Raw genomic sequence first — 19,944 nt, 5'->3', positions numbered from 1 at the left:
TCCGAGACGTCCGACCCGTCAGGGACGCGTCAGGGAAGGCGCTCCAGGAGGTCGCCGATCTCGACGCGGGCACCGGTGTAGAACGGCACCTCCTCGCGTACGTGACGGCGGGTCTCGGAGCCGCGGAGGTGGCGCATCAGGTCGACGATGCGGGAGAGGTCGTCGGCCTCGAAGGCCAGCATCCACTCGTAGTCGCCGAGGGCGAAGGACGGGACGGTGTTGGCCCGGACGTCGGGGTAGTCGCGGGCCATCTGGCCGTGCTCGGCGAGCAGGCGGCGGCGCTCCTTGTCGTCGAGGAGATACCACTCGTAGGAGCGGATGAACGGGTAGACCGCGACGTAGTCGTGGGTGCGCTCGTCGGCGAGGAACGCGGGCAGGTGGCTCCGGTTGAACTCGGCCGGGCGGTGCAGCGCCATCTGCGACCAGACCGGCACGATCCGGCCACCGAAGGCGGTGCGGCGCAGGCGGTGGTAGGCCGACTGCAGCTTGTCGGAGGAGTCGGCGTGCAGCCAGAACATCACGTCGGCGTCGGCGCGCAGGCCGGCCACGTCGTAGGTGCCACGCACCACGATGTCCTCGCCCGCGAAGGCGGCGAAGAGCTCCTCGACCTCGACCGCCTCGGCCTTGCGGTCGGCATCGCCGAGGGTCTCCTCGAGAGAGAAGACCGACCACATCGTGTAGCGGATCGTGTCGTTGAGCTCGTTGATCTTGGCTGCGTTGGACTTGATGTCGGCCTGCGGGTCGGTCATGCCCCCTATTTTGCGCTACCGCCGGTCGTCGATCCGCGCCGGGCTCCATCCTCCGGCCTCTAGGGTGTGGGCATGCTGCCGCTGCGTACCCGCATCTTCGCCTTCCTCCAGGAGCGCCTGGTCAAGACACCGCTGAACGCCGAGGAGATGATCGCCCTGCGCGCCCAGCGCGAGGGGCTCCGCACCGGGCCGGTCACCGCGTTCCTCTTCGGCCGTCCCGCGGACGTCGAGATCAAGGAGACGTACGTCGACGGGCGCCGGTTCGCGATCTACACGCCTCCGGGCGTCGGCGAGGGCGCACCGGTGGTCATCAACTACCACGGCGGCGGCTGGTGTCTCGGGACGCCGGAGCAGAGCGCGTGGGTCTCCTCGCACGTGGCCGCGGGGACCGGGTCGATCGTGATCGCGCCGTCCTACCGGCTGGCTCCGGAGAATCCGTTCCCGGCTGCGGTCGAGGATGCCTGGTCCTCCTTGGAATGGGTCTCGAAGAACGCCGCCGATCTGGGTGGGGATCCGTCGCGGATCGCGGTGATGGGCGACAGTGCCGGCGGCAACCTGGCGGCCGTGGTCTCGCTGATGGCACGGGACGCGGGTGGGCCGTCGGTGCGGGCTCAGGTGCTGATCTACCCGGCGGTGGAGATGTACGAGAAGTTCCCCTCCGAGGCGGCCAACGCCAACGGGCCGGTGCTCACCTCGACGCAGATGAGCACCTTCGGCCACCTCTACATGGGCGAGCGCTACGGGGACGAGTCCTGGCAGGCCTCTCCCCTACGTGCTGCCTCGCATGCCGACCTGCCGCCGGCCCACATCATCACCGCGCTGCACGACCCGATCCGCGACCACGGCACGCGGTACGCGGAGGTCCTCCGTGCGGCCGGGACGTCGGTCTCGCTCGTGGACTACGACACCGCGTTCCACGGGTTCATGTCGCTCCCCGGCGTCGCGCCGGCTGCTCGGGAGGCTCTCGACGGGATCATCGAGTTCCTGCGGTGAGATCATCAGGAGCTTTCTACATTCGCTTAGGAGTTTGTTAACCCTCGGCGCCGGGCCGTGTTGTAACGTTCCACCCAGGTGTCCGTCGCCAGGTTGTCTCGGGTTGTGCGCCACCTGGATCCCCCCATTCGCCTGCGACTGAGAGCGCTTTCGCGAGTCCTCGGCGACCCCTGCGCACACGGAAAGGCGTAGTGACATGCCAGACGTCTCCATCAAGATCGAGACTCTTGATCAGACGGTCAAGAAGCTGGATTCGATCATCGACGAGTTCGACCACGCGGTCGGCAATGCCGACGCACTCGAAGGCGCCATCGGGAACCCGTTCCGCCGCGGCGAGCTGCGCAGTCAGGCCGACGACTTCGAACAGCGCTGGGACATGAAGCGCAACGATCTCAAGGACGAGCTGTCCGACGTGCGCGACCACATCAAGGGCGTCGTCGAGGGCTTCCAGAACTGGGACAGCGAGACGGCTCTCCTGTTCCAGCAGAAATAGATGGAGTGAGTCATGGATCAGTCACCCAAGGGGCGGGAGATCCAACCCGTCACCGGCGACTCGGCGGTGATCGTCGCTCGCGGCAACAAGATCGAAGAGCTCGGCGAGCAGATGTCCGAGGCGGCCACCGTGCTCGAGCAGATCGCCACCGGAGAGCTGGCCGACGGCCAGATGCAGGGAAAGGCCGTCGCTGAGCTTCAGGACAAGATCGGGTCCTCCTACGAGACGTTGCGGGAGGCCAGCGAGCTGTACACGCCCGTCGGGCCGTTGATCGCGGCGTACGGCAAGAGTCTCGGCGAGGTCCAGGCCAAGATGGGACCGCTGGTCGAGTCCTGCACGGACAAGTGGACCACCTACGAGGGGCTTCCGGGAGACCGCGAAGAGGACGACGCCGAAGGGCAGGCGAAGAAAGCCGCGTACGACGAATGGCAGGACGACGCGGAGAGCTGGGACGCCCAGTACGACACCTGGGAAGACGCCTATGACCTCGCCGTCAACGGCATCGGCAACGAGATGGCCGGCAGCATCAAGGACGGCTTCTGGGAGATCTTCGGCTTCCTCATCAACATTCTCGAGGCCATCGCCATGGTCTTCATGATCGCCGGGCTCTTCCTCGGTGGCATCGTCGCCGTCATCGGATTCGCCCTCGGCGCCTTGGTGCTGATCGGCAAGATCGTCCAGGCGTCAGCCGGCAAGTGCGAGGTGACAGACGTGCTCCTAGCGGTTCTCGCGGTGCTCCCCTTCGGAAAGCTCGGCCAGATCGGGAAGGCCTGGACAGCGATGGGGAAGGGTGCCGCCTCCGGCGGGAAGACCGTCGGCGCGGCCGGACGAGGCTACGGAAACTTCGCCCTGAGACGAGCGGCGCCACTGAACCCCCCTCCCGTGAACGTCACGTTCGGCGCCAAGTTCAAAACCGCACTCTCCATCTCCACCGGCTTCAGGGAGGTCCCCCGGACCAGGGCCGCTTGGATGGCCAACCCGTTCAAGGCGCCCAAGGACATTCCCGTGGGCATCATGAGTGGCTCCGACATCGCTACCGGGATGGCCATCTACGGGGGGATACGCACAGGGACCTGGGGCCAGAAGGTCGGGGCCGGCTTCGACGGGCTCAGCGGCCTGGGGAAGTGGGCAGGCGAGTGGTACGGCACCACCTCGACGAGCCAGGCGCTGAACGAGCGGCGCACCAATGACCAGCAGAGCGCACAGCCCTCGGAGGGATGATGCCGGAGACGTGGGAAGCTGAGATGGCCCAGCCATCGGAGCGATGGATCTGGGTCCCGAACGCGGGCGAGCTCGACACCTCGGGTGCGGAGACGTGGGTCGAGGACGTGCTCGCCTCGCTCCGCGACACCTGGGACGGCGAGTGGACCGACGAGGTCGACCCCGGCGCGCGTGCCCTGCTCGCCCACCACCTCGCCGGCGACCTCCACCCCGGGACGCTGGCCGCGATGCTCCACTGGCCGCTGCCCGCGCCCGTCGTCAGCCGGGTGCGGGTCGTACTCGGGGGTGGCGAGCCGACCTCGCCCGAGGAGTGGCGGCAGCAGGGCTTCGACGTCGATGAGTACGCAGGGGCCGCTCTCGGTCCCGGACTGAGATGTCTCGCGTCCAGGACCGGAGAGATCGACGGTGAGACCGTCGAGTTCCTCACCGGCATCTTCGTCTTCTCGACACAGGAGATCAGCGTGATGGTCGTGGTCGAGGCAGGCGCACCCGAGATCTTCGGTCTCACCATCGCGGACATGCCGCTCTTCCTCGCCGAGCTCGAGGTTCTACGCCCCGATGGCACCCCGTTCTCGGCAGAGCCGGTCCCCGGCATGCTGAGCGACCCGTTCGACGTCTGGGAGGACTCGTCCTTTGTCTGAGGCAGCACCCGCCCCGCAGTCCTCGCTACGCGAGCTGCTCGGCGGCACCAAGGAGCCGGAGTTCGAGCTGAGGCTCCTCCCCGGCTGGGAACGTCACTCCCCCGGCGAGGCCGACCGGGCCGCGATGGACGCGGCGTTGAAGAAGCGCTTCATGAGCATCAACAGGCCCGAGCTCCACGCCTCCATGCGGGTGCAGCTCGATCAGGCGTACGCGCTCATGAAGCAGCATCAGGTCAAGGCCTACTTCGCCGCCACCGCCGAGACCGACAGCCTCGCCATCATTCCCGGCGCGATCGTCGCGACGACGTTCCACGCGCACAGCGGCGGGACCCTCGACACCCACGTCGCCGCGATCATCCGGGACCACGGCGCCAAGCCGTTGTTCGGCGACAAGCGGTTCATCAGGTACGAGCGCGAGTCGACCAAGACCGCCCAGGGCGACGAGCCGGTGGTCGCGACGACGATCGTCTACATGACCCCCGTCCCGGGCTCGAAGCGGCGGCGGGGGCTCCAACTGACCGCGACGATCGCCCGGCCGATGGACATGGCGGCGACCGATGAGAAGTTCCTGGCGTGGAAGCTGGCGCTGGATGTCTGTGTCTCGACGCTGCGGTGGGTGCCGGCCTGAGGATCAGCTGAGGTCCGCGGCGGCGCGGTGGGCCGAGCCGATCGTGGCGGGGATCCCGACGCCGTCGTAGGAGGCGCCGGCGAGGGCTAGGCCCGGGACCGCTCTGAGGCCCTGCCGAATCCGGGCGACCCTGTCGAGATGCCCGACGGGATACTGCGGGAGCGCGTCGGTCCAGCGCTGGACGTGCACGTCGTTCGGCTTCGCGGTGATGCCGGCGATCCGCTCCAGGGCCGCCAGGGAGTCGGCGACGAGCCGGTCGTCGTCGTCCGAGGGTGGCTCGCCGTGGCGCCCGATGGAGGTACGCAGGTAGTTGCCGCGTTCCCCCACCCAGGCCCACTTGGCGAAGGAGAAGGTGGAGGCCTTGATCGCGCAGTCCTCGACGGGCGGGACGAGGAACCCGGACCTGCCGGCCAGCTCCGCGGGGAGGTCGGGGAAGGCGAAGGTGACCACGGCGACGCTCGCGGTCTCGATCCCGGAGAGCTCGCGCGCCACCGAGGGCGCGGTCGAGCGGAGCAGCTCCGCGGCCACCGGAGCGGGGGTCGCGACGACCACGGCATCGGCGGCCTCCACCTCGTCGCCGGTCTCGATCAGGAAGCCCTGCGGAGTCCGGGTGACGGTGTCGACCTGGGTGTCGAGTCGGATGTCGAGGCCATCGGCGAGGGTCGCGGTCAACCGGGACATGCCGCCGTCGATCCCGGCGAAGACCGGGACCGTCGAGCTCGGGAGCGCGGCCGCAGCCTCCAGCAGCGACCCCTTCTCGGCCAGCATGAACAGCTGCGGCGCAGCCGCCTTCACCGAGATCGCGCGGGCACGGCCGGCGTAGACCCCCGCGAGCAGCGGCTCCGCCAGCCGGTCGGCCGTCTCGTCCCCGAACCGGGACGCGATGAAGTCACCGACCGAGACGTCCTCGTCCGTCTTCGCAGGCGGGAGCGTGGGTTCGCGGCGTACGACCTCCAAGGTCTCCTCCGAGAGAAGCCCCGAGGACTCGAGCGCGGCCAGGTCGAGGGGCACGCCCATGATCGACCGCGGGATCGGCCGCAGCGCGCCGCGGGACCAGATCGACGACTTCGCCTCGGTCGGGTGGACCACGTCGAGGCCGACCTCACGAGCCAGGGACACGCCCTCCGGCCGGCGGTTGAGCATCGCCTCGGCGCCGACGTCGACCGTCTGCCCGGCCACGGACTCACCGCGGATCTTTCCGCCGACCCGGTCGGATGCCTCCAGCACCGTGACCCGGTGGCCCTTCAGGGACAGATCGCGGGCCGCGGTCAGCCCGGCGATCCCAGCTCCGACGACGATGACACGCACAGCAGCAGTCTCCCATCCCCGTGGTCGCCGTTAGTGCCGAGGCGTCACCCCGGTCGGCCGAGATGGCACCGAAGTGCCCACTCGGCCGACGTGAGTGCCGTCTCGGCCGACGTACCTGACGCCTCGGCGGGAGGGGGTCAGCTGGCCAGCTTTCCGAAGTTGGAGCGGTGGAAGACGAGGGGCTGGCCGGCGCCGTGGTCGGCGGCATGGAGCTGGAGGAGTACGACGATGTGGTCGCCGGCCTCGACCTCGCGGTAGATCGTGCAGTCGAACTGCGCGAGGCCCTCGTCGAGGGTGAGGGCTCCGTCGAGGGACGAGCTGACTACGAGGCCGTCGAAGCGGGAGTCGACGGGCCCGGCGAGCTGGCGGCAGACCTCGCCGTGGTGCTCGGCGAGGACGGTGACGCCCAGGTGCGAGGAGCGCCGTAGGTCGGGCCACGTCTTCGAGGTCCGGGCCACGGAGAAGGAGACCAGGGGCGGGTCCAGGGACACCGAGGTGAACGACGACGCGGCCAGGCCGACGGGGCGACCGTCGACCACCGCGGCGACCGCCACCACCCCGCTGGGGAAGACCCCGAAGGCCTGCCGCAACGCGGCCGGGTCGAGATCCTGATTCGTACGCAGCGGACTCGTCATCACGCCACCACCTCTCTCGCGGGCACTGCCCGCGCCTCGTCCACCGCCGTGTCCCGCAGCCTCTCGCCACGGGTCTCCGGCAGCAGCCACATGCAGGTCAGACTGACCACGGCGACCACGACGTTGTAGCCGGCCACCCACCACAGCGAGCGGTCGTCGGAGAGCGCCACCAGGGCGGCCGCGATCAGCGGCGTCAGCCCGGAGGCCACCACTCCTGAGATCTGGTAGAGCGCGTTGAGCGCAGAGAACCGGTAGCGGGTGTCGAACAGCTCGCTCCAGAACGCCGCCAGCGGACCATAGACGGTGCCGTAGACCAGACCCAGCCCGCCGACGAAGGCGGCGACTGACGGCACCACCGCGCCGGACTGCACCGCGGCCGCGACCGGGAAGGCGATCACCAGCCCCAGAACGGCCCCGACCGTGTAGACGGGCCGCCGTCCGAACCGGTCACTCAGCGCTCCGGAGAGCACGGTCATGACCACGCCCAGCAGCGCGCCGGCCATGATCGCGTTGAGCACCACCGACCGGCTCAGCCCCGCGTCAGCCACCGCGTAGGAGAGCAGGAAGACCGAGTAGAGGTTGTAGGTGAACCCCTCCACGAACCGCGTCCCCATCCCGAGCAGCAGCGTGCGCGGCTGGCGCCGGAAGAGCTCCCCGACCGGCAGCTTGGAGACCTTCTTCTCGGCCTGCACCTCCTGGAACGACGGCGTCTCCATGATCGAGAGCCGGATCCAGGCACCGATGGCGAGCAGCACGATCGAGATCAGGAAGCAGACCCGCCATCCCCACGCCAGGAAGGCCGCGTCGGGCAGCTGCGACGCCACCGCGAACGCTCCGGAGGCGAGCACCAGCCCACCCGGGACGCCGATGTGCGCGAAGCTGCCGTAGAGCCCGCGGCGACCGGCCGGTGCGTACTCGGTGGCCAGCAGCACCGCCCCGCCGTACTCACCACCCACTCCGATCCCCTGCAGGATCCGGAGCACCACGAGCGCGATCGGGGCGAGCACCCCGATGGAGTCGTACGTCGGGAGCAGCCCGACCAGCGAGGTGCCCACTCCCATGATCACGAGCGTCCAGATCAGCATGGTCTTGCGACCGATCCGGTCGCCGAAGTGGCCGAAGATCAGGCCTCCGACGGGGCGGGCCAGGAACCCCACGGCGAAGGTGCCGAAGGAGGCGAAGGTCGCCGCGGTGCCGCTGAGCCCGTTGAAGTAGAGCTTGTCGAAGACGAGGCCGGCGGCGGTGCCGTAGAGGAAGAAGTCGTACCACTCGATGGTGGCGCCGACCGAGGCCGCCAGCGCCACCCGCTTCGGGTTGGCTGTCGCTGCAGACATGCGCGTCCTCCCTATTGGGCGGCGGCACCGAAGGGCACCGCTGCCCCTCGGCCGACGACAAGAGCGGGGTGCGACCACAGGCCGCGGCGGGCGAGCTCGGGCAAGACGCCCTCGCCGAACCAGTACGACTCCTCCAGGTGCGGATATCCGGAGAGCACGAACTCGGAGATCCCGACGGAGTGGTAGGCCTCGATCAGGTCGGCGATCTCGGTGTAGGAGCCGACCAGCGCGGTTCCGGCACCACCACGGACCAGGCCGACGCCCGCCCACAGGTTGGGGTAGACCTCGAGCCCGTCACGCGAGCCCTGGTTGAGCTCCAGCATCCGCCGCTGACCCTCCGAGACGCTGCGGGAGAGACCCGCCTGGACCCGCGCGATGTCCTCGTCCGAGATGTTCTCCAGCAGCCGGTCGGCCTCGGCCCACGCGGCAGCGGAGGTCTCGCGGGCGATCGAGTGCAGCCGGATCCCGAAGCGGAGCTCGCGGCCGCGGTCGGCGGCGAGCTTCTGCACGCGTGCGATCTTCTCCGCGACCGCGGCCGGCGGCTCACCCCAGGTCAGGTAGACGTCGGCGTGCTCGGCGGCGACATCCAGGGCCGCGGGCGAGGAGCCGCCGAAGTAGACGTCCGGGATCGGTGTCGGCCGCTGCTCGAGCCGGGCGTTCTCCACCGAGAGATGCTTCCCGGAGAAGGTCACCGTCTCCCCCGCCCACAGCCGGCGGACGATGTGCAGGAACTCCCCGCACCGCTCGTACCGCTCGTCCTTGGCCAGGAAGTCGCCGTACATCCGCTGCTCGTGGTCCTCGCCACCGGTGACGACGTTGAGGAGCAGCCGCTGCCCGGACAGGTTCTGGAACGTGCCGGCCATCTGCGCGGCCAGGTAGGGCGAGACCGAGTCCGGCCGGAACGCGACCAGGAACTTCAGCCGCTCCGAGAGGGAGCTGAGCATCGCGGTCGTCACCCAGGCGTCCTCGCACCACGCGCCGGTCGGCGTCAGCGCCGCCTCGAAACCGAGCTGCTCGGCGCTGCGGGCGATCTGGCCGAGGTAGGGCACCGTCGCCGGACGGCCCGACGCCAGCGCGCTGACGCCGTGACCGCCGCCGATCACGTGACGGCCGTCGCCGCCGTTGGTCGGGAGGAACCAGTGGAACTTGAGGGTGCTCATCGCTGCTGCCTTTCGAGTGGGATGTGGTGGGGGTGTCAGATCTGTCCGTGGCGCGGCGGCCGGGTGCCGTCGACGGCCCAGCGCCCGAGGTGCTGGACCTTCCAGGCGGCCGGGTCGTGGAGCGTGTGGGTGCGCGCGTTGCGCCAGTGGCGGTCGAGGTTGGTCGACGTCAGAGCCGCCCGGGTGCCAGAGACCTCGAGCAGCCGGCTGGTGACGTCGACCGACACCTTCGCGGTCGACGCGCGGGCGGCCGCCACGGCCAGGCTCGCCTCCGCGGCCGACGCCTCGGTGAGGTCCGCGTCGGCCTCGTCCACGCGTCGCGCCGCCTCGGCGAGGAGCGCCTCGGCGCTGCGTACGGCCAGCTCCATCTCGCCGAAGGCCTGGACGACCAGCGGGTCCTGTGCCGCCGTCTCGGCACCGGCGAGCGCGACGGCGTCGGCGTAGGGACGGGACTTGGTGCGTACGAACTCGGAGGCCTCGTCCAGCGCGCGCCGGGCGATCCCGGCGTCGATGGCCGCGTGCAGCAGCTGCGCGAAGGCACCGTAGGTCGTCGGCACGTCGAACGTGACGGAGAACGGCGTCACCCACTCCTCGGCCACGGCGACGTCGGCGAGGCGCACCGTGCCGGACCCGGTCGTACGCTGCCCGACGGCGTCCCAGTCGTCGACGATCTCGACGCCGGGAGTTTCGGTGCGGACCCAGGCCACCTGCAGCGGCCCGTCGACGTCACGCCGTGCGAGCACGGCGAGATAGTCGGCGAAGAGCGAGCCGGTGCAGTAGAACTTCTCGCCGTTCAGCAGCCACTCACCCTCCTCCCGGGCAGGCGTGAGGGTGGTCCGGATGTCGCGCACGTGCTTGGTCCCGAACTCCGACTGCGCGTTGGCGACCAGCGCCCCGGCCCGCACCTCGCTGTAGATCCGCTGCTGCTGCTCGCGGGTGCCGTTCAGCCGGAGCTGGTTGAGGAAGACGAAGTGGCTGTGCGGGACCTGGCCGACGTTGGGATCGCCCCACGAGACCAGCCGGAACACCTCCGCCACGGTCGTGGCGGGCAGCGAAGGCCCACCGAACTCGAGAGGGACGGTGAGCGCGCCGAGCCCGGCGGCGGCGTACGCCTTGACCTGGTCGTAGGGCAGCGCCCTGACCCGGTCGCGTCCGCCGTCGCCGAGCGCGAGCTCGTCGGCCAGCCGCCGCGCCACCAGCGGCGCGGTCTCGGCGTCGAGCCGGGCGATCTCCGTCGTGCTCAAGCCACGGACTCCAGCTGCTGCGCCTCGAGCTCGCGCACGATCGGCAGGACGCGCTGACCGAAGTACTCCACGTCCTCGAGGTAGTGCAGGAAGCCGCCGAGGATCAGGTCGGCGCCGGCCCGCTTGAGCTCGACGATCCGCTCGGCGACCTGCTCGGGCGTGCCGATCAGCCCGGTCCGGAAGCCGTCGTTGTACTGCACCAGGTCCTCGAAGGTGGAGTCCTGCCACATCCCGGTCTTGTCGCCGGTCGACTGTCCCGCCTGCTTGACCGCCGAGCCGAAGCCCTCGACGGCCTCACGGTCGGCCTTGTCGATGATCTCCCGGAGAGTGTCGCGCGCCTCCTTCTCGGTGTCGCGGGCCACGATGAAGCCGTTGATCCCGAACCGGACCCGCCGTCCCAGCGGCCCGGCGACCGCGTTGACGTCGGCGATCTGCGCGGCGAGGCCCTCGGGGGTGTTGCCGTTGGCGAAGTACCAGTCCGAGACGCGGCCGGCCATCGCCTTCGCGTCGGAGGAGTTGCCGCCCTGGAAGATCTCCGGGTGCGGACGGCCCTCGCTGGCCAGCGGCTTCGGCTTCAGGTCGAAGTCGTGCAGCCGGTAGAAGTCGCCGTTGAGCTCGGCGGCCTCACTCGTCCAGATCTCGCGGAGGTAGCGGATGAACTCCTCCGAGCGGCGATAGCGCTCGCCGTGCTCGAGCCACGGCTCGCCGAGCTGGGTGAACTCGTTCTTGAACCAGCCGCTGACCACGTTGACGGCCGCGCGGCCGCCGGAGAGGTGGTCGGCGGTGGCCAGGAACTTGGCGAGTACGCCGGGCTGCCACAGTCCCGGGTGGACGGCGGCGATCACCTTGAGTCGCTCGGTCGCCAGCAGCAGCGCGAGGGAGAACGAGGTGGACTCGTGCTGGTAGGCCGCACCGTAGGAGGCCATGTAGCGCACCTGGGAGAGGGCGTACTCGAAGCCGTTGTTCTCGGCCAGCTGCGCGAGCTTCTTGTTGTAGTCGTAGCTCCAGTCGGTGCGCTGCTCGATCTTGCTCACCACGAGGCCGCCGCTGACGTTGGGCACCCAGTAGGCGAACTTCAGGGGCTCGGTTGCCGGTGAAGTCATGCTGGTCTCCTTGGATCGCGAATGTCTACTAAACTTATCTGATTAAACGGGCGACGGGACCGGATCTCCCGATGTGGACCACCGGAAGACCCGATCCCGTGATAGGTGCCGCCTATCAGGCGGCGACAGGGCGAGAGGCCCTACTGATCACCGCAGGCGGCTCACGTGTACCAGGTCGGCGCGGGGATCTCGCCGAGCAGCGCGTAGCGGCCCACCTCAGCCCGCTTGTGCGCGACCGGGTCGTGCAGCGAGTGGGTGCGGATGTTGCGCCAGAAGATGTCCAGGCCGACCTTGTTGGAGGTCGCCCGGGCACCGGTCAGGTCGTAGACCTTGGTGCCGATCTCCAGGCCGGCGTCGATCGCGACCTGCTTGGCCGCGGCGATCACGACCGCCGCCTCGCCGCGCTCCTGCTCGGTGACCTCGTCGGCGTGCGCGTTGATGGCCTCGATCAGGCCCGCCGCCCGCTCGGCCAGCGCCTGGGCCGCCCACAGCTTCGAGCTCAGATCGCCGTACGTCTCCTGGATGTAGAACTCCTCGCTCCCCTTCTCCTTGACGTCTCCGGCGTAGGGCCAGGCGCGGGTCGTGTCGCGGGTGTAGGTCGTCGCGGTCGTCAGGGCGCCCTCCGCGATCCCGAGGTAGAAGTTGGTGAAGATGAGCTGGATGATCGGCACGTTGAGGGTGTTGTAGACCCGCGGGACGAACTCGTACGTCCCGTCCTCCTGCTTCACATAGCCGGCCGCCGACTCCCAGGGGACGCGCACGCCATTGATCTCGACGGCGCCGGACTCGGTGAGCCGCTGGCCCAGGTTGTCCCAGTCGCCGGCGAAGACGATGGCCTCCTGCTGGGTCGGGACGATCGCGAAGACATGCTTCTCGGTGCCTTCAATGACCCCCTCGAGAACGGTCAGGTCCGAGATCCGACCGCCGGTCGAGAACGACTTGCGGCCGGTGAAGACGAGCTCGTCGCCCTCGACCCTGATCACCAGGTCGTCATCGCGCGGGTTGACCGCGCCGCCGAAGAAGAAGTTGTTCTCGGTGTAGAGCTGCTCGACGGCGGCGATCTGCTCCGGGGTGCCGACCAGCCGCGCCGCCCAGGCCCACAGGTAGTGATAGCCGAGCAGCTGCCCGATCGAGCCGTCGCCCGCCGCGACCGCCCGGACCACGCGCAGCGCGGTCGTCCAGTCCTGGCCGGCACCGCCGTGCTTGGCGGGGCCGAGCAGGCTGACCAGACCGCTCTCCTTGAGCAGGTTCACCTCGTACGTCGGGACCTGGTTGGCCCGGTCGCGGGCGACCGCGTCCACGGAGAGCCTGGTGGCCACCTCGCGGGCACGGTCGACCCAGCCCTCCGGAGTCGTGGGTGCCGCGCCGAACTCCGCGGCATTGCGTACAGCTTCGGTTGTCATCGCGCCCTCTCAGTCTTGCGTCGTGGATGTTTCTGTCTTTAATCGACCAAGTTACTTGAGAATGGACAGCGTGAGAGAGGCTGGACGCCAGCGATCACCGATCACCCGCTCGGGATGACCGATCACCGACCGACGAGAGGACAGCGTGAGGATCGAGCAGCTGGAGTACATCGCAGCCGTGACCCAGTACGGCTCGCTGCGCCGCGCGAGCGAGCAGCTCCACATCTCCCAGCCCGCCCTGAGCGAGGCGATCACCAAGCTCGAGCGCGAGCTCGGCGTGACCCTGCTCGACCGGCGCCGCGCCGGGGCCCGGATCAGCCGCGAGGGCCAGGAGCTGCTGCACTCCATGTCCGACGTCCTGGAGGCCGTCGACCGTCTTCGCCTGGCCGCCGGCGACCAGAGTGCCGGGGTGAGCTCGGTGCGGGTCGGCACGGTCCACGCCGGCACCTCGACCGTGCTGCTACCGACGTTGCGGAGATTCGCCGACGAGCACCCGCGCACGAGCGTCGAGGTGCGCACCATGGTGCAAGAGGACATCTATCTCGCCCTCGCCGATGGCACCATCGACATCGGCCTGGTCAACCTGCTCGACGGCGACGACCTGCCGCCGACGGTCGAGGGCACCGTGCTTCTCCACGGACGGCCGATCGTGGTGCTGCCCGCGGGCCACCCGCTCGCGTCCCGCGACGAGATCAGCGTCGAGGAGCTCCGCGAGGAGCCGTTCGTCGGCATGCGCTCGGGCTACCTGATGTATCGCTTCGCCCACCGCGTCTTCGGTCGCGACCTCCCCCACCACTGGCACGCCACCGACGGCGCCGAGATGGGCAAGATGATGGTCGGCGAGGGCCTCGGACTGACCCTCCTGCCCGACTACAGCGTCGTCGGCGACCCGCGCGAGACGGGCGGGCACATCACCGTACGTCCCCTCGCCGGGGACCGCTCCCGGGTGACGATGGTCGCGGCGCGACGGCACAACGCACGTACGACCTCGGGGGCGCGCAGCCTCCTGGACCTGCTCGCCGAGACGGCTGCCCGCTCTCAGCGCTCTCGGTCTCAGCCCTCGGCCGGCTCGTAGCTCTGCACGAACTCGGTGAGCCGGGCGAGCTGGTCGGGGTCGGTGGTCGGGATGACGCCGTGGCCGAGGTTGAAGACGTGGCCCTTGGCGCGCCGCCCGGTCTCGAGGATCTTCCCGGCCTGCTCGAGCATCACCTCGGTGGGCGCGAAGACGAGGGCGGGGTCGAGGTTGCCCTGGACGCCGAAGTCGTCGCCGAGCTGCCCGATCGCCCAGTCAAGCGGCGTACGCCAGTCGACACCGACGACCTCAGCACCGGCGCTGCCCATCAGCGGAAGGAGCATGGCGGAGTTGACGCCGAAGTGGATCCGCGGGACACCGAGCTCGCCGATCCGGGTCAACACCTGGGTGGAGTAGGGCAGCACGTGACGCTCGTAGTCGGCGGGCGTGCAGGCGCCGGCCCAGGAGTCGAAGAGCTGCACCGCGGAAGCGCCCGCGCGGACCTGGACCTCCAGGAACGCGCCGGAGATCCCGGCGATCTTGCGCATCAGCGCGTCCCACACGTCGGGGGCACCGAACATGAGCGCCTTGGTCTTGGCGTACTCCTTCGAGGGGCCGCCCTCGACCAGGTAGGAGGCGACGGTGAACGGGGCGCCGGCGAAGCCGATCAGCGGGGTGCCGCCGTTGATGCTGCCGAGCTCGCCGACCAGGTTCTGGACGGCCTCGGTGATGTAGGTGACGTGCTCCGGGGTCAGGTCCGGGATCGCCTGCACGTCGGCCAGCGTGCGCACCGGGTTCGCGATCACCGGGCCGACTCCGGGCTTGATGTCGAGGTCGACCCCGACCGCCTTCAGCGGCAGCACGATGTCGGAGAAGAAGATGGCCGCGTCGACCCCGTAGCGGCGTACGGGCTGCAGGGTGATCTCTGTGATCAGGTCGGCGTCCTGGCAGGACTCCAGCATGCCGATGCCCTCGCGGACCTTGAGATATTCGGGCAGCGAACGGCCGGCCTGGCGCATGAACCACACCGGCGTACGGCTCGGCTTCTCTCCCCTGAGCGCCTGCAGGAACGGGGACGACGCGAGCGCGTCGGAGGGGTTCTCAGGAGGGTTCACGGCAGCCACTCGGCAATGGTCCCACCCGGCGCGGCGTGTACGCACATCGCGAATCGCGCAGAAGACATACCCTGTTCACATGGTCGTCCGTGGAGAGTCGCGTCCCGCCGCGGGACCGGAGACCGGTCCTGCCGTGTTCCGGTCCGCCGCGGAAGGGATGCGCGCCGCGACCTTCAGACCCGAGGTGCTGGCCGAGGAGATGCCGGCGCCCCAGCGGATCGCTCCGTACGCCGCGGCGCTGTCCGCCGAGGTGACCGTCGGCGACGTCGACGTGGCGACCGGACGGCTGATCCTGCTGCACGACCCCGACGGCAACGATGCCTGGGGCACGGTGCACGGACTGCCCGGCACTTTCCGGCTGGTGGCGTACGCACGGGCCGACATCGACGTCGAGCACATCAGCGACCCGCTGCTCGGTGAGGTCGGCTGGTCCTGGCTCCTCGACGCGCTCTCCGGTCACGGCGCCGAGCACGTCGCCGCCGCCGGCACCGTGACCCGCGTCGCCACCGAGGCCTACGGCGGGATGGCCGATGAGGACGGCACCGCGCAGATCGAGATCCGCGCCTCCTGGACGCCGGTGGGGACGGCCTCGGGCGACCTGGACCTGCGACCACACACCGAGGCATGGGGCGAGCTGCTCTGCACGGCCGCGGGACTTCCTCCGGTGCCGGAGGGCGTCACCGTCATACCGAGCCGGCGAGGGCAGCGAGGCGTGTGATCGAACGTCAGCGAGTGACCCATCGGGCCAACACGCCGCCGCGTCCGTATCATGGCGCATGCGCGACGGAGGTGGCGGCGTGATCGAGGACAACACCGAGGCCGAGACAGGGCCGGACACACCAGAAGATGCTCCGGCGCCGCTGCTGACCCTGCGCGACGGGTTGCCTCCGGTGACCGACACCGACGAAGGCCTGGTCAAGGCCGCCGCTGCCATCGCCGCCGGCTCGGGCCCGGTCGGGATCGATGCCGAGCGCGCCTCCGGCTACCGCTACTCCAACCGCGCCTACCTCATCCAGCTGCGCCGCGAAGGCTCCGGGATCTGGCTGATCGACCCGATCGAGCTGTCCACGATGCAGCCGCTGGTCGACGCGCTCGAGGGCACCGAGTGGATCCTGCACGCCGCCACCCAGGACCTCCCCTGTCTCAGCGACCTCGGCCTGCACCCCTCCGCCCTGTTCGACACCGAGCTCGCGGGGCGGCTGCTGGGCTATCCGCGCGTCGGGCTCGGCACCCTGGTCGAGACGGTGCTGGGCTTCACCATGCTCAAGGAGCACTCCGCGGCCGACTGGTCGACCCGGCCGCTGCCGGACGCCTGGCTCGAGTACGCCGCGCTCGACGTCGAAGTGCTCGTCGAGCTGCGCGACGCGCTGGCTGACGAGCTCGTCGCGCAGGGCAAGGAGGCCTGGGCCCGCCAGGAGTTCGACTGGCTGCGCGGGTTCGAGGCGCCGGTGCGTACGGATGCCTGGCGACGCACCTCCGGCATGCACCGCGTCCGCGGCCGCCGCGGGCTCGCCGCGGTGCGTGAGCTGTGGACCGAGCGCGACCGGATCGCGCAGCAGCGTGACGTCACCCCGAGCCGGATCATTCCCGATGCCGCGATCGTCGCCGCCGCGCAGGATCTCCCGCAGGACAAGGCCGCGCTGCTCGGGCTGAAGGGATTCCACGGCCGTGGCGCCGAGCGCTACGCGACCTCCTGGGTGAAGGCGCTCAACCGCGCGGTCACCATGGACGAGGACGAGCTCCCGGTGCGGTCGCCGCGCTCGGAAGGTCCTCCCCCGCCGCGTGCGTGGGCCGACAAGGATCCCGCCGCCGCCCGTCGTCTCACGCTGGCGCGCGAGTCCGTCAACGCCCTCGCGGAGGCCCGCAACCTCCCCGCCGAGAACCTGCTCACTCCCGACTTCCTGCGCCGCGCCATGTGGACGCCGCCGAAGACCCGCGACCCCGGCGCTCTGCTCGACGGCATCATCGAGCTCCTCTCCGGCTTCGGCGCCCGCGGCTGGCAGATCGCCCTCACCGCCCCGCTCCTCACCGACGCCGTCCTCCACGCGGACATCGAGCCCTGATCCGTACGTCGGCCGAGGCGTCACCTAGGACGGCCGAGCTGGCATCGCCGCGACGGCTCGGCCGACCTACGTGACGCCTCGGCTGCTAGGAGCTGGGTGAGATCGAGGGGGACGGGGAGGCCGCCGGCGTGGGCTGGGGGAAGACGGTCTTGGAGAGCTCGTCGATCTGGACCGCGTAGTCCTCGATCTGGTCGGGCTCGGTGACCGCGAAGGAGCCTCGGACCGCGACGGCGGCGACCTTCTGGAGCTGGGCGAGCTGGGTGGCCTCGGGGAGGACCTGCATGTCGCGCACGGTGTCGGTGAAGATCCGGGCGTTCTTGGGGTTGCGCTCGGGCTGGGTGAAGACCGGCGCGTAGCCGACCTCGGAGTTGACCGGCACGAAGTGGCCGGTGCGGACCATCTTCACGACCGACTCGGTCGAGATGAGGTAGGTGAGGAAGTCGGCGGTGGCGTCGGGGTCGGCGGTCTCCGAGCCCATGCACAGTCCGGCGTAGTCGCCGGTGGTGCCGTTGCCACCTGGCATCGGCATCACGTCCCACTCCATCGCGTCGGTCGCGCGAAGGTCGGAGACCAGCGAACGGTCACCGACCAGCGCCACCAGGCGACCCTGCTTGAACGCCTGGAACGGGGTGCGGCCGTTGAGATCCTTCGCGGTGGCCAGCACGTTGGGCTGGGTCAGCGCCTCGACCAGGTCCTCGTACGCCCCGGCCGAGTCCTCCAGCGCGGTGGACGTCGGAGCCAGCGGCTCGTCGAAGAGGGTCGCGCCGGCGCCGGCGAGCCAGGGCATCAGCGCGGAGAGGTTCTGCTCGACGTAGGTGCCCCGGACACCCTTGTGGTGCTCGGCGGCGTAGGTCATCGCCGAGCTGAACTGCTCGAGGGTCCAGCCACGCAGAGAACCGTCGGCCCGCACGCTGGGGGTGGGGAGGCCCTCCTCCTTCATGGCGTCGAAGTCGAGCAGCCCGGTGTTGACGTAGACGACCTGCGGCGAGACCGAGTAGGGCATGCACTCGAGGCGGCGTTCGACGGAGAAGTCCTCCATCGCCTCGCGGGAGTACTTGTCGCCGAAGTCGACGTTGCGGGCCTCGAGCAGGGTGTCGACGGGCTGGATCCGCTTGTCCTCGGCGAACGCGGCGACATCGGCACGCGGGGTGAGCACCACGTCGACCTTCTCGCCGCTGTTGACCGCCGCAGTGAGCTGGTCGGCGGTCGGCCAGGACTTCACCTCGACGGTGACGTTGGGGACCTCTTGGGTGTATTCGGCGGCCAGCTGCTTGTAGGTGTCGACCAGCGTCTTGTGGCCGGAGACCCCGAAGACGAGCTTCACCTCGGCAGGGGCCTTCGTCGTGGTGCTCGGCGAGGGCTTCGAGGCCGGGTCACCACCACCGCAGGCGGCGAGGGACGCCGAGAGAACCGTCACCAGAAGCGCCGTTGCCAGCCGCGTGCGCCGCACCATTTCCTCCATCTCAACACCAGGACCGGGTCTGTGATGGAACCACAGACCCGGTTTACCAGCGATTCACTTTACGATACGTACCTGGACACTTCCTGAGAATGCGCCCCGGGGACCGGCTCAGGCGAGGTGATCGCGTGCGGCCTTGATCACATCATCGAAGATTTCCTTGGCCAGCACATCGCCCTCACGGCGTACATCTGCCGGATCCATCCGGATCAGCCGGTCCAGCCGCACCTCGGACGGTCGCCCCTGGCGGTCCCAGCCGCCGGTGCCGACATCCATCCAGTGCCGCCCGTGCCGCGCCTCCTGCGCCTCGTCTCGGTCGTGGTCCTTGCTGGTCAGCATCAGGCACAGGAGCACGCCGGCCTTCTGGCCGATCACGAGAACGGGCCGGTCCTTGCCCTGGGTCTCGTCGTCCTCGTAGGGCACCCAGCCCCACACGACCTCGCCCGGGTCGGCGTTGCCGTCACCGATCTCGGGCTCGTAGGAGATGGCGCCCTCGCGCGCTGCGGGCTGGGTGTCGGTCACTACGGCTCCTTGGTCGGTGGCTGGCGTCATGGCCACCCAGCCGAGGTGCACCGAAAAAGATGATGAACACGCCGGACCGGGAGCGCCTCACGGCGCAAGGCCGCTCGAAGCGGCTGAAGTTGGGACCCGGGGCTGCCGCAGCCCGACGTGTTCGGCACCAGTGTAACGGTGCGCCCAACCTCCTCCGCATCAAAGCGAACAGGAGGCTACAACCTATCGCTACGGGCTGCTCCTCTGCAGTCAGATCAACCGCTGCTCGAGCTCGGCATGCCCCGCCGCCTCGAGCTGCTCGGAGAGCTGCAGCATGTTGCGTACGTCCTTCGCGGCCGCGTCCGGGTCCAGGGCCGCCCGCCCGGCGGCGATGACGCGGGAGAACGCGGCGGCGCGGAGGAGCACCACGGCGAAGTCGCTGCCGGCGATGCCGCGCAGCACCTCGTCGACCATCGCCTTGAGCTCCTCCGGACCGGGAGGATCCGCGACACCGGCCACGACCTGCGCGACCTGGGCCTTCGCCCGGCCGGCCTCGAACTCGCGCGCGGCGCCCACCGGGTCGGCGTAGACCCAGCTGCGGAGCAGGTAGAGGCGCCACAGGCAGCCGGCCAGCGACTCCGCCGGCGAGCTCGACCAGACCTCGGCGATCGTCTCGATGCCCTCGGACTCGGCCAGATGGAGGATCCGCTCGGCGACCGCCGGGTCGTCGCTGTCCCGCGCGCCACGTACGAGCGCCGTCGCCGCCGCGTCGGCCGCCTCCTGCACCAGGGCAGGGTCGTCGCCCCCGAGGAGGGAGTCGAAGAAGCCGTCCCCGGGACGCATCGGCGAATGGAACTCTCTGGACATCGGATTGAGCGTAGCGGCCGCCGC

General features: G+C 69.8%; 20 protein-coding genes. 8 read left to right on the top strand and 12 right to left on the bottom strand.

Annotated features, from left to right (window positions below; all coding sequences use genetic code 11):
• Window positions 1-29: 29 nt before the first annotated feature.
• Window positions 30-749, bottom strand: coding sequence for a hydrogen peroxide-dependent heme synthase (gene hemQ, locus ABTX24_RS15870; RefSeq protein WP_350840823.1), 720 nt, complete (start codon window positions 747-749; stop codon window positions 30-32).
• 72 nt (window positions 750-821) lie between these two features.
• Between hemQ and ABTX24_RS15865 the strand changes: the two genes are divergently transcribed.
• The 5 genes from ABTX24_RS15865 (at window position 822) to ABTX24_RS15845 (ending at window position 4,725) form a co-directional block, all read left to right on the top strand.
• A complete protein-coding gene (locus tag ABTX24_RS15865; protein WP_350840821.1) occupies window positions 822-1,742 on the top strand; it encodes an alpha/beta hydrolase in 921 nt (306 codons plus the stop codon).
• A 196-nt stretch (window positions 1,743-1,938) separates the two neighbouring features.
• Window positions 1,939-2,235: a flagellar protein FlgN gene (locus ABTX24_RS15860; RefSeq protein ID WP_160027126.1), complete on the top strand. Its 297-nt coding sequence runs from the start codon at window positions 1,939-1,941 to the stop codon at window positions 2,233-2,235.
• A 12-nt stretch (window positions 2,236-2,247) separates the two neighbouring features.
• Window positions 2,248-3,456, top strand: coding sequence for a hypothetical protein (locus tag ABTX24_RS15855; protein WP_350840819.1), 1,209 nt, complete (start codon window positions 2,248-2,250; stop codon window positions 3,454-3,456).
• A gap of 23 nt (window positions 3,457-3,479) precedes the next feature.
• Window positions 3,480-4,097, top strand: coding sequence for a hypothetical protein (locus tag ABTX24_RS15850; RefSeq protein ID WP_350840817.1), 618 nt, complete (start codon window positions 3,480-3,482; stop codon window positions 4,095-4,097).
• Complete coding sequence (locus ABTX24_RS15845; protein WP_160027120.1) at window positions 4,090-4,725, top strand: protein TPRXL; 636 nt, start codon at window positions 4,090-4,092, stop codon at window positions 4,723-4,725. Before ABTX24_RS15850 ends, ABTX24_RS15845 begins: the two co-directional genes overlap by 8 nt.
• Window positions 4,726-4,728: 3 nt before the next feature.
• Here ABTX24_RS15845 and hemG read toward each other — a convergent pair whose 3' ends face one another.
• The 7 genes from hemG to ABTX24_RS15810 form a co-directional block, all read right to left on the bottom strand.
• Complete coding sequence (hemG, locus tag ABTX24_RS15840) at window positions 4,729-6,033, bottom strand: protoporphyrinogen oxidase (RefSeq protein ID WP_350840815.1); 1,305 nt, start codon at window positions 6,031-6,033, stop codon at window positions 4,729-4,731.
• Between the two features lie 137 nt (window positions 6,034-6,170).
• Complete coding sequence (locus tag ABTX24_RS15835; RefSeq protein ID WP_160027116.1) at window positions 6,171-6,668, bottom strand: flavin reductase family protein; 498 nt, start codon at window positions 6,666-6,668, stop codon at window positions 6,171-6,173.
• A complete protein-coding gene (locus ABTX24_RS15830; protein WP_350715224.1) occupies window positions 6,668-8,002 on the bottom strand; it encodes an MFS transporter in 1,335 nt (444 codons plus the stop codon). Before ABTX24_RS15830 ends, ABTX24_RS15835 begins: the two co-directional genes overlap by 1 nt.
• Window positions 8,003-8,013: 11 nt before the next feature.
• Entirely contained in the window at window positions 8,014-9,162 is a 1,149-nt protein-coding gene (locus ABTX24_RS15825) for an LLM class flavin-dependent oxidoreductase (RefSeq protein ID WP_350840813.1), read from the bottom strand.
• A gap of 35 nt (window positions 9,163-9,197) precedes the next feature.
• Window positions 9,198-10,406 (bottom strand): SfnB family sulfur acquisition oxidoreductase, encoded by a 1,209-nt coding sequence (locus ABTX24_RS15820; RefSeq protein WP_350840811.1) that lies wholly within the window; start codon window positions 10,404-10,406, stop codon window positions 9,198-9,200.
• Window positions 10,403-11,509 (bottom strand): dimethylsulfone monooxygenase SfnG, encoded by a 1,107-nt coding sequence (gene sfnG, locus ABTX24_RS15815; RefSeq protein WP_160027108.1) that lies wholly within the window; start codon window positions 11,507-11,509, stop codon window positions 10,403-10,405. The genes ABTX24_RS15820 and sfnG overlap by 4 nt, the downstream gene beginning before the upstream one ends.
• 161 nt (window positions 11,510-11,670) lie before the next feature.
• Window positions 11,671-12,912: an acyl-CoA dehydrogenase family protein gene (locus ABTX24_RS15810; protein WP_350840809.1), complete on the bottom strand. Its 1,242-nt coding sequence runs from the start codon at window positions 12,910-12,912 to the stop codon at window positions 11,671-11,673.
• A 145-nt stretch (window positions 12,913-13,057) separates the two neighbouring features.
• Between ABTX24_RS15810 and ABTX24_RS15805 the strand changes: the two genes are divergently transcribed.
• Window positions 13,058-13,987, top strand: coding sequence for a LysR family transcriptional regulator (locus ABTX24_RS15805; RefSeq protein ID WP_350840807.1), 930 nt, complete (start codon window positions 13,058-13,060; stop codon window positions 13,985-13,987).
• Here ABTX24_RS15805 and hemE read toward each other — a convergent pair.
• Window positions 13,966-15,048, bottom strand: a complete 1,083-nt coding sequence (hemE, locus tag ABTX24_RS15800; RefSeq protein ID WP_350840805.1) for a uroporphyrinogen decarboxylase — start codon at window positions 15,046-15,048, stop codon at window positions 13,966-13,968. The genes ABTX24_RS15805 and hemE overlap by 22 nt on opposite strands.
• Before the next feature lie 70 nt (window positions 15,049-15,118).
• On the opposite strand from hemE, the gene ABTX24_RS15795 reads away from it, so the two are divergent.
• Together ABTX24_RS15795 and ABTX24_RS15790 are read left to right on the top strand one after the other, a co-directional pair.
• A complete protein-coding gene (locus ABTX24_RS15795; protein ID WP_160027100.1) occupies window positions 15,119-15,757 on the top strand; it encodes a DUF3000 domain-containing protein in 639 nt (212 codons plus the stop codon).
• 58 nt (window positions 15,758-15,815) lie between these two features.
• Window positions 15,816-17,102 carry an HRDC domain-containing protein gene (locus tag ABTX24_RS15790; protein WP_350715212.1) on the top strand — a complete coding sequence of 429 codons (1,287 nt, stop codon included), beginning with the start codon at window positions 15,816-15,818 and terminating at the stop codon, window positions 17,100-17,102.
• An 85-nt stretch (window positions 17,103-17,187) separates the two neighbouring features.
• Here the strand turns inward: ABTX24_RS15790 and ABTX24_RS15785 are convergent, their stop codons facing one another.
• The 3 genes from ABTX24_RS15785 to ABTX24_RS15775 all read right to left on the bottom strand — a co-directional run bounded on the left by ABTX24_RS15785 (window position 17,188) and on the right by ABTX24_RS15775 (window position 19,920).
• Window positions 17,188-18,519 carry an ABC transporter substrate-binding protein gene (locus ABTX24_RS15785; RefSeq protein ID WP_160027098.1) on the bottom strand — a complete coding sequence of 444 codons (1,332 nt, stop codon included), beginning with the start codon at window positions 18,517-18,519 and terminating at the stop codon, window positions 17,188-17,190.
• Window positions 18,520-18,672: 153 nt separating this feature from the next.
• Window positions 18,673-19,083: a type II toxin-antitoxin system PemK/MazF family toxin gene (locus ABTX24_RS15780; protein ID WP_350715211.1), complete on the bottom strand. Its 411-nt coding sequence runs from the start codon at window positions 19,081-19,083 to the stop codon at window positions 18,673-18,675.
• 240 nt (window positions 19,084-19,323) lie between these two features.
• Window positions 19,324-19,920 carry a hypothetical protein gene (locus tag ABTX24_RS15775; protein ID WP_160027094.1) on the bottom strand — a complete coding sequence of 199 codons (597 nt, stop codon included), beginning with the start codon at window positions 19,918-19,920 and terminating at the stop codon, window positions 19,324-19,326.
• Window positions 19,921-19,944 lie beyond the last annotated feature (24 nt).

Origin of the sequence: Nocardioides sp. NPDC127514 (genome assembly GCF_040302125.1) — a bacterium.
Taxonomy (GTDB): domain Bacteria; phylum Actinomycetota; class Actinomycetes; order Propionibacteriales; family Nocardioidaceae; genus Nocardioides.
This window is presented reverse-complemented; position numbering and strand designations above follow the sequence as displayed.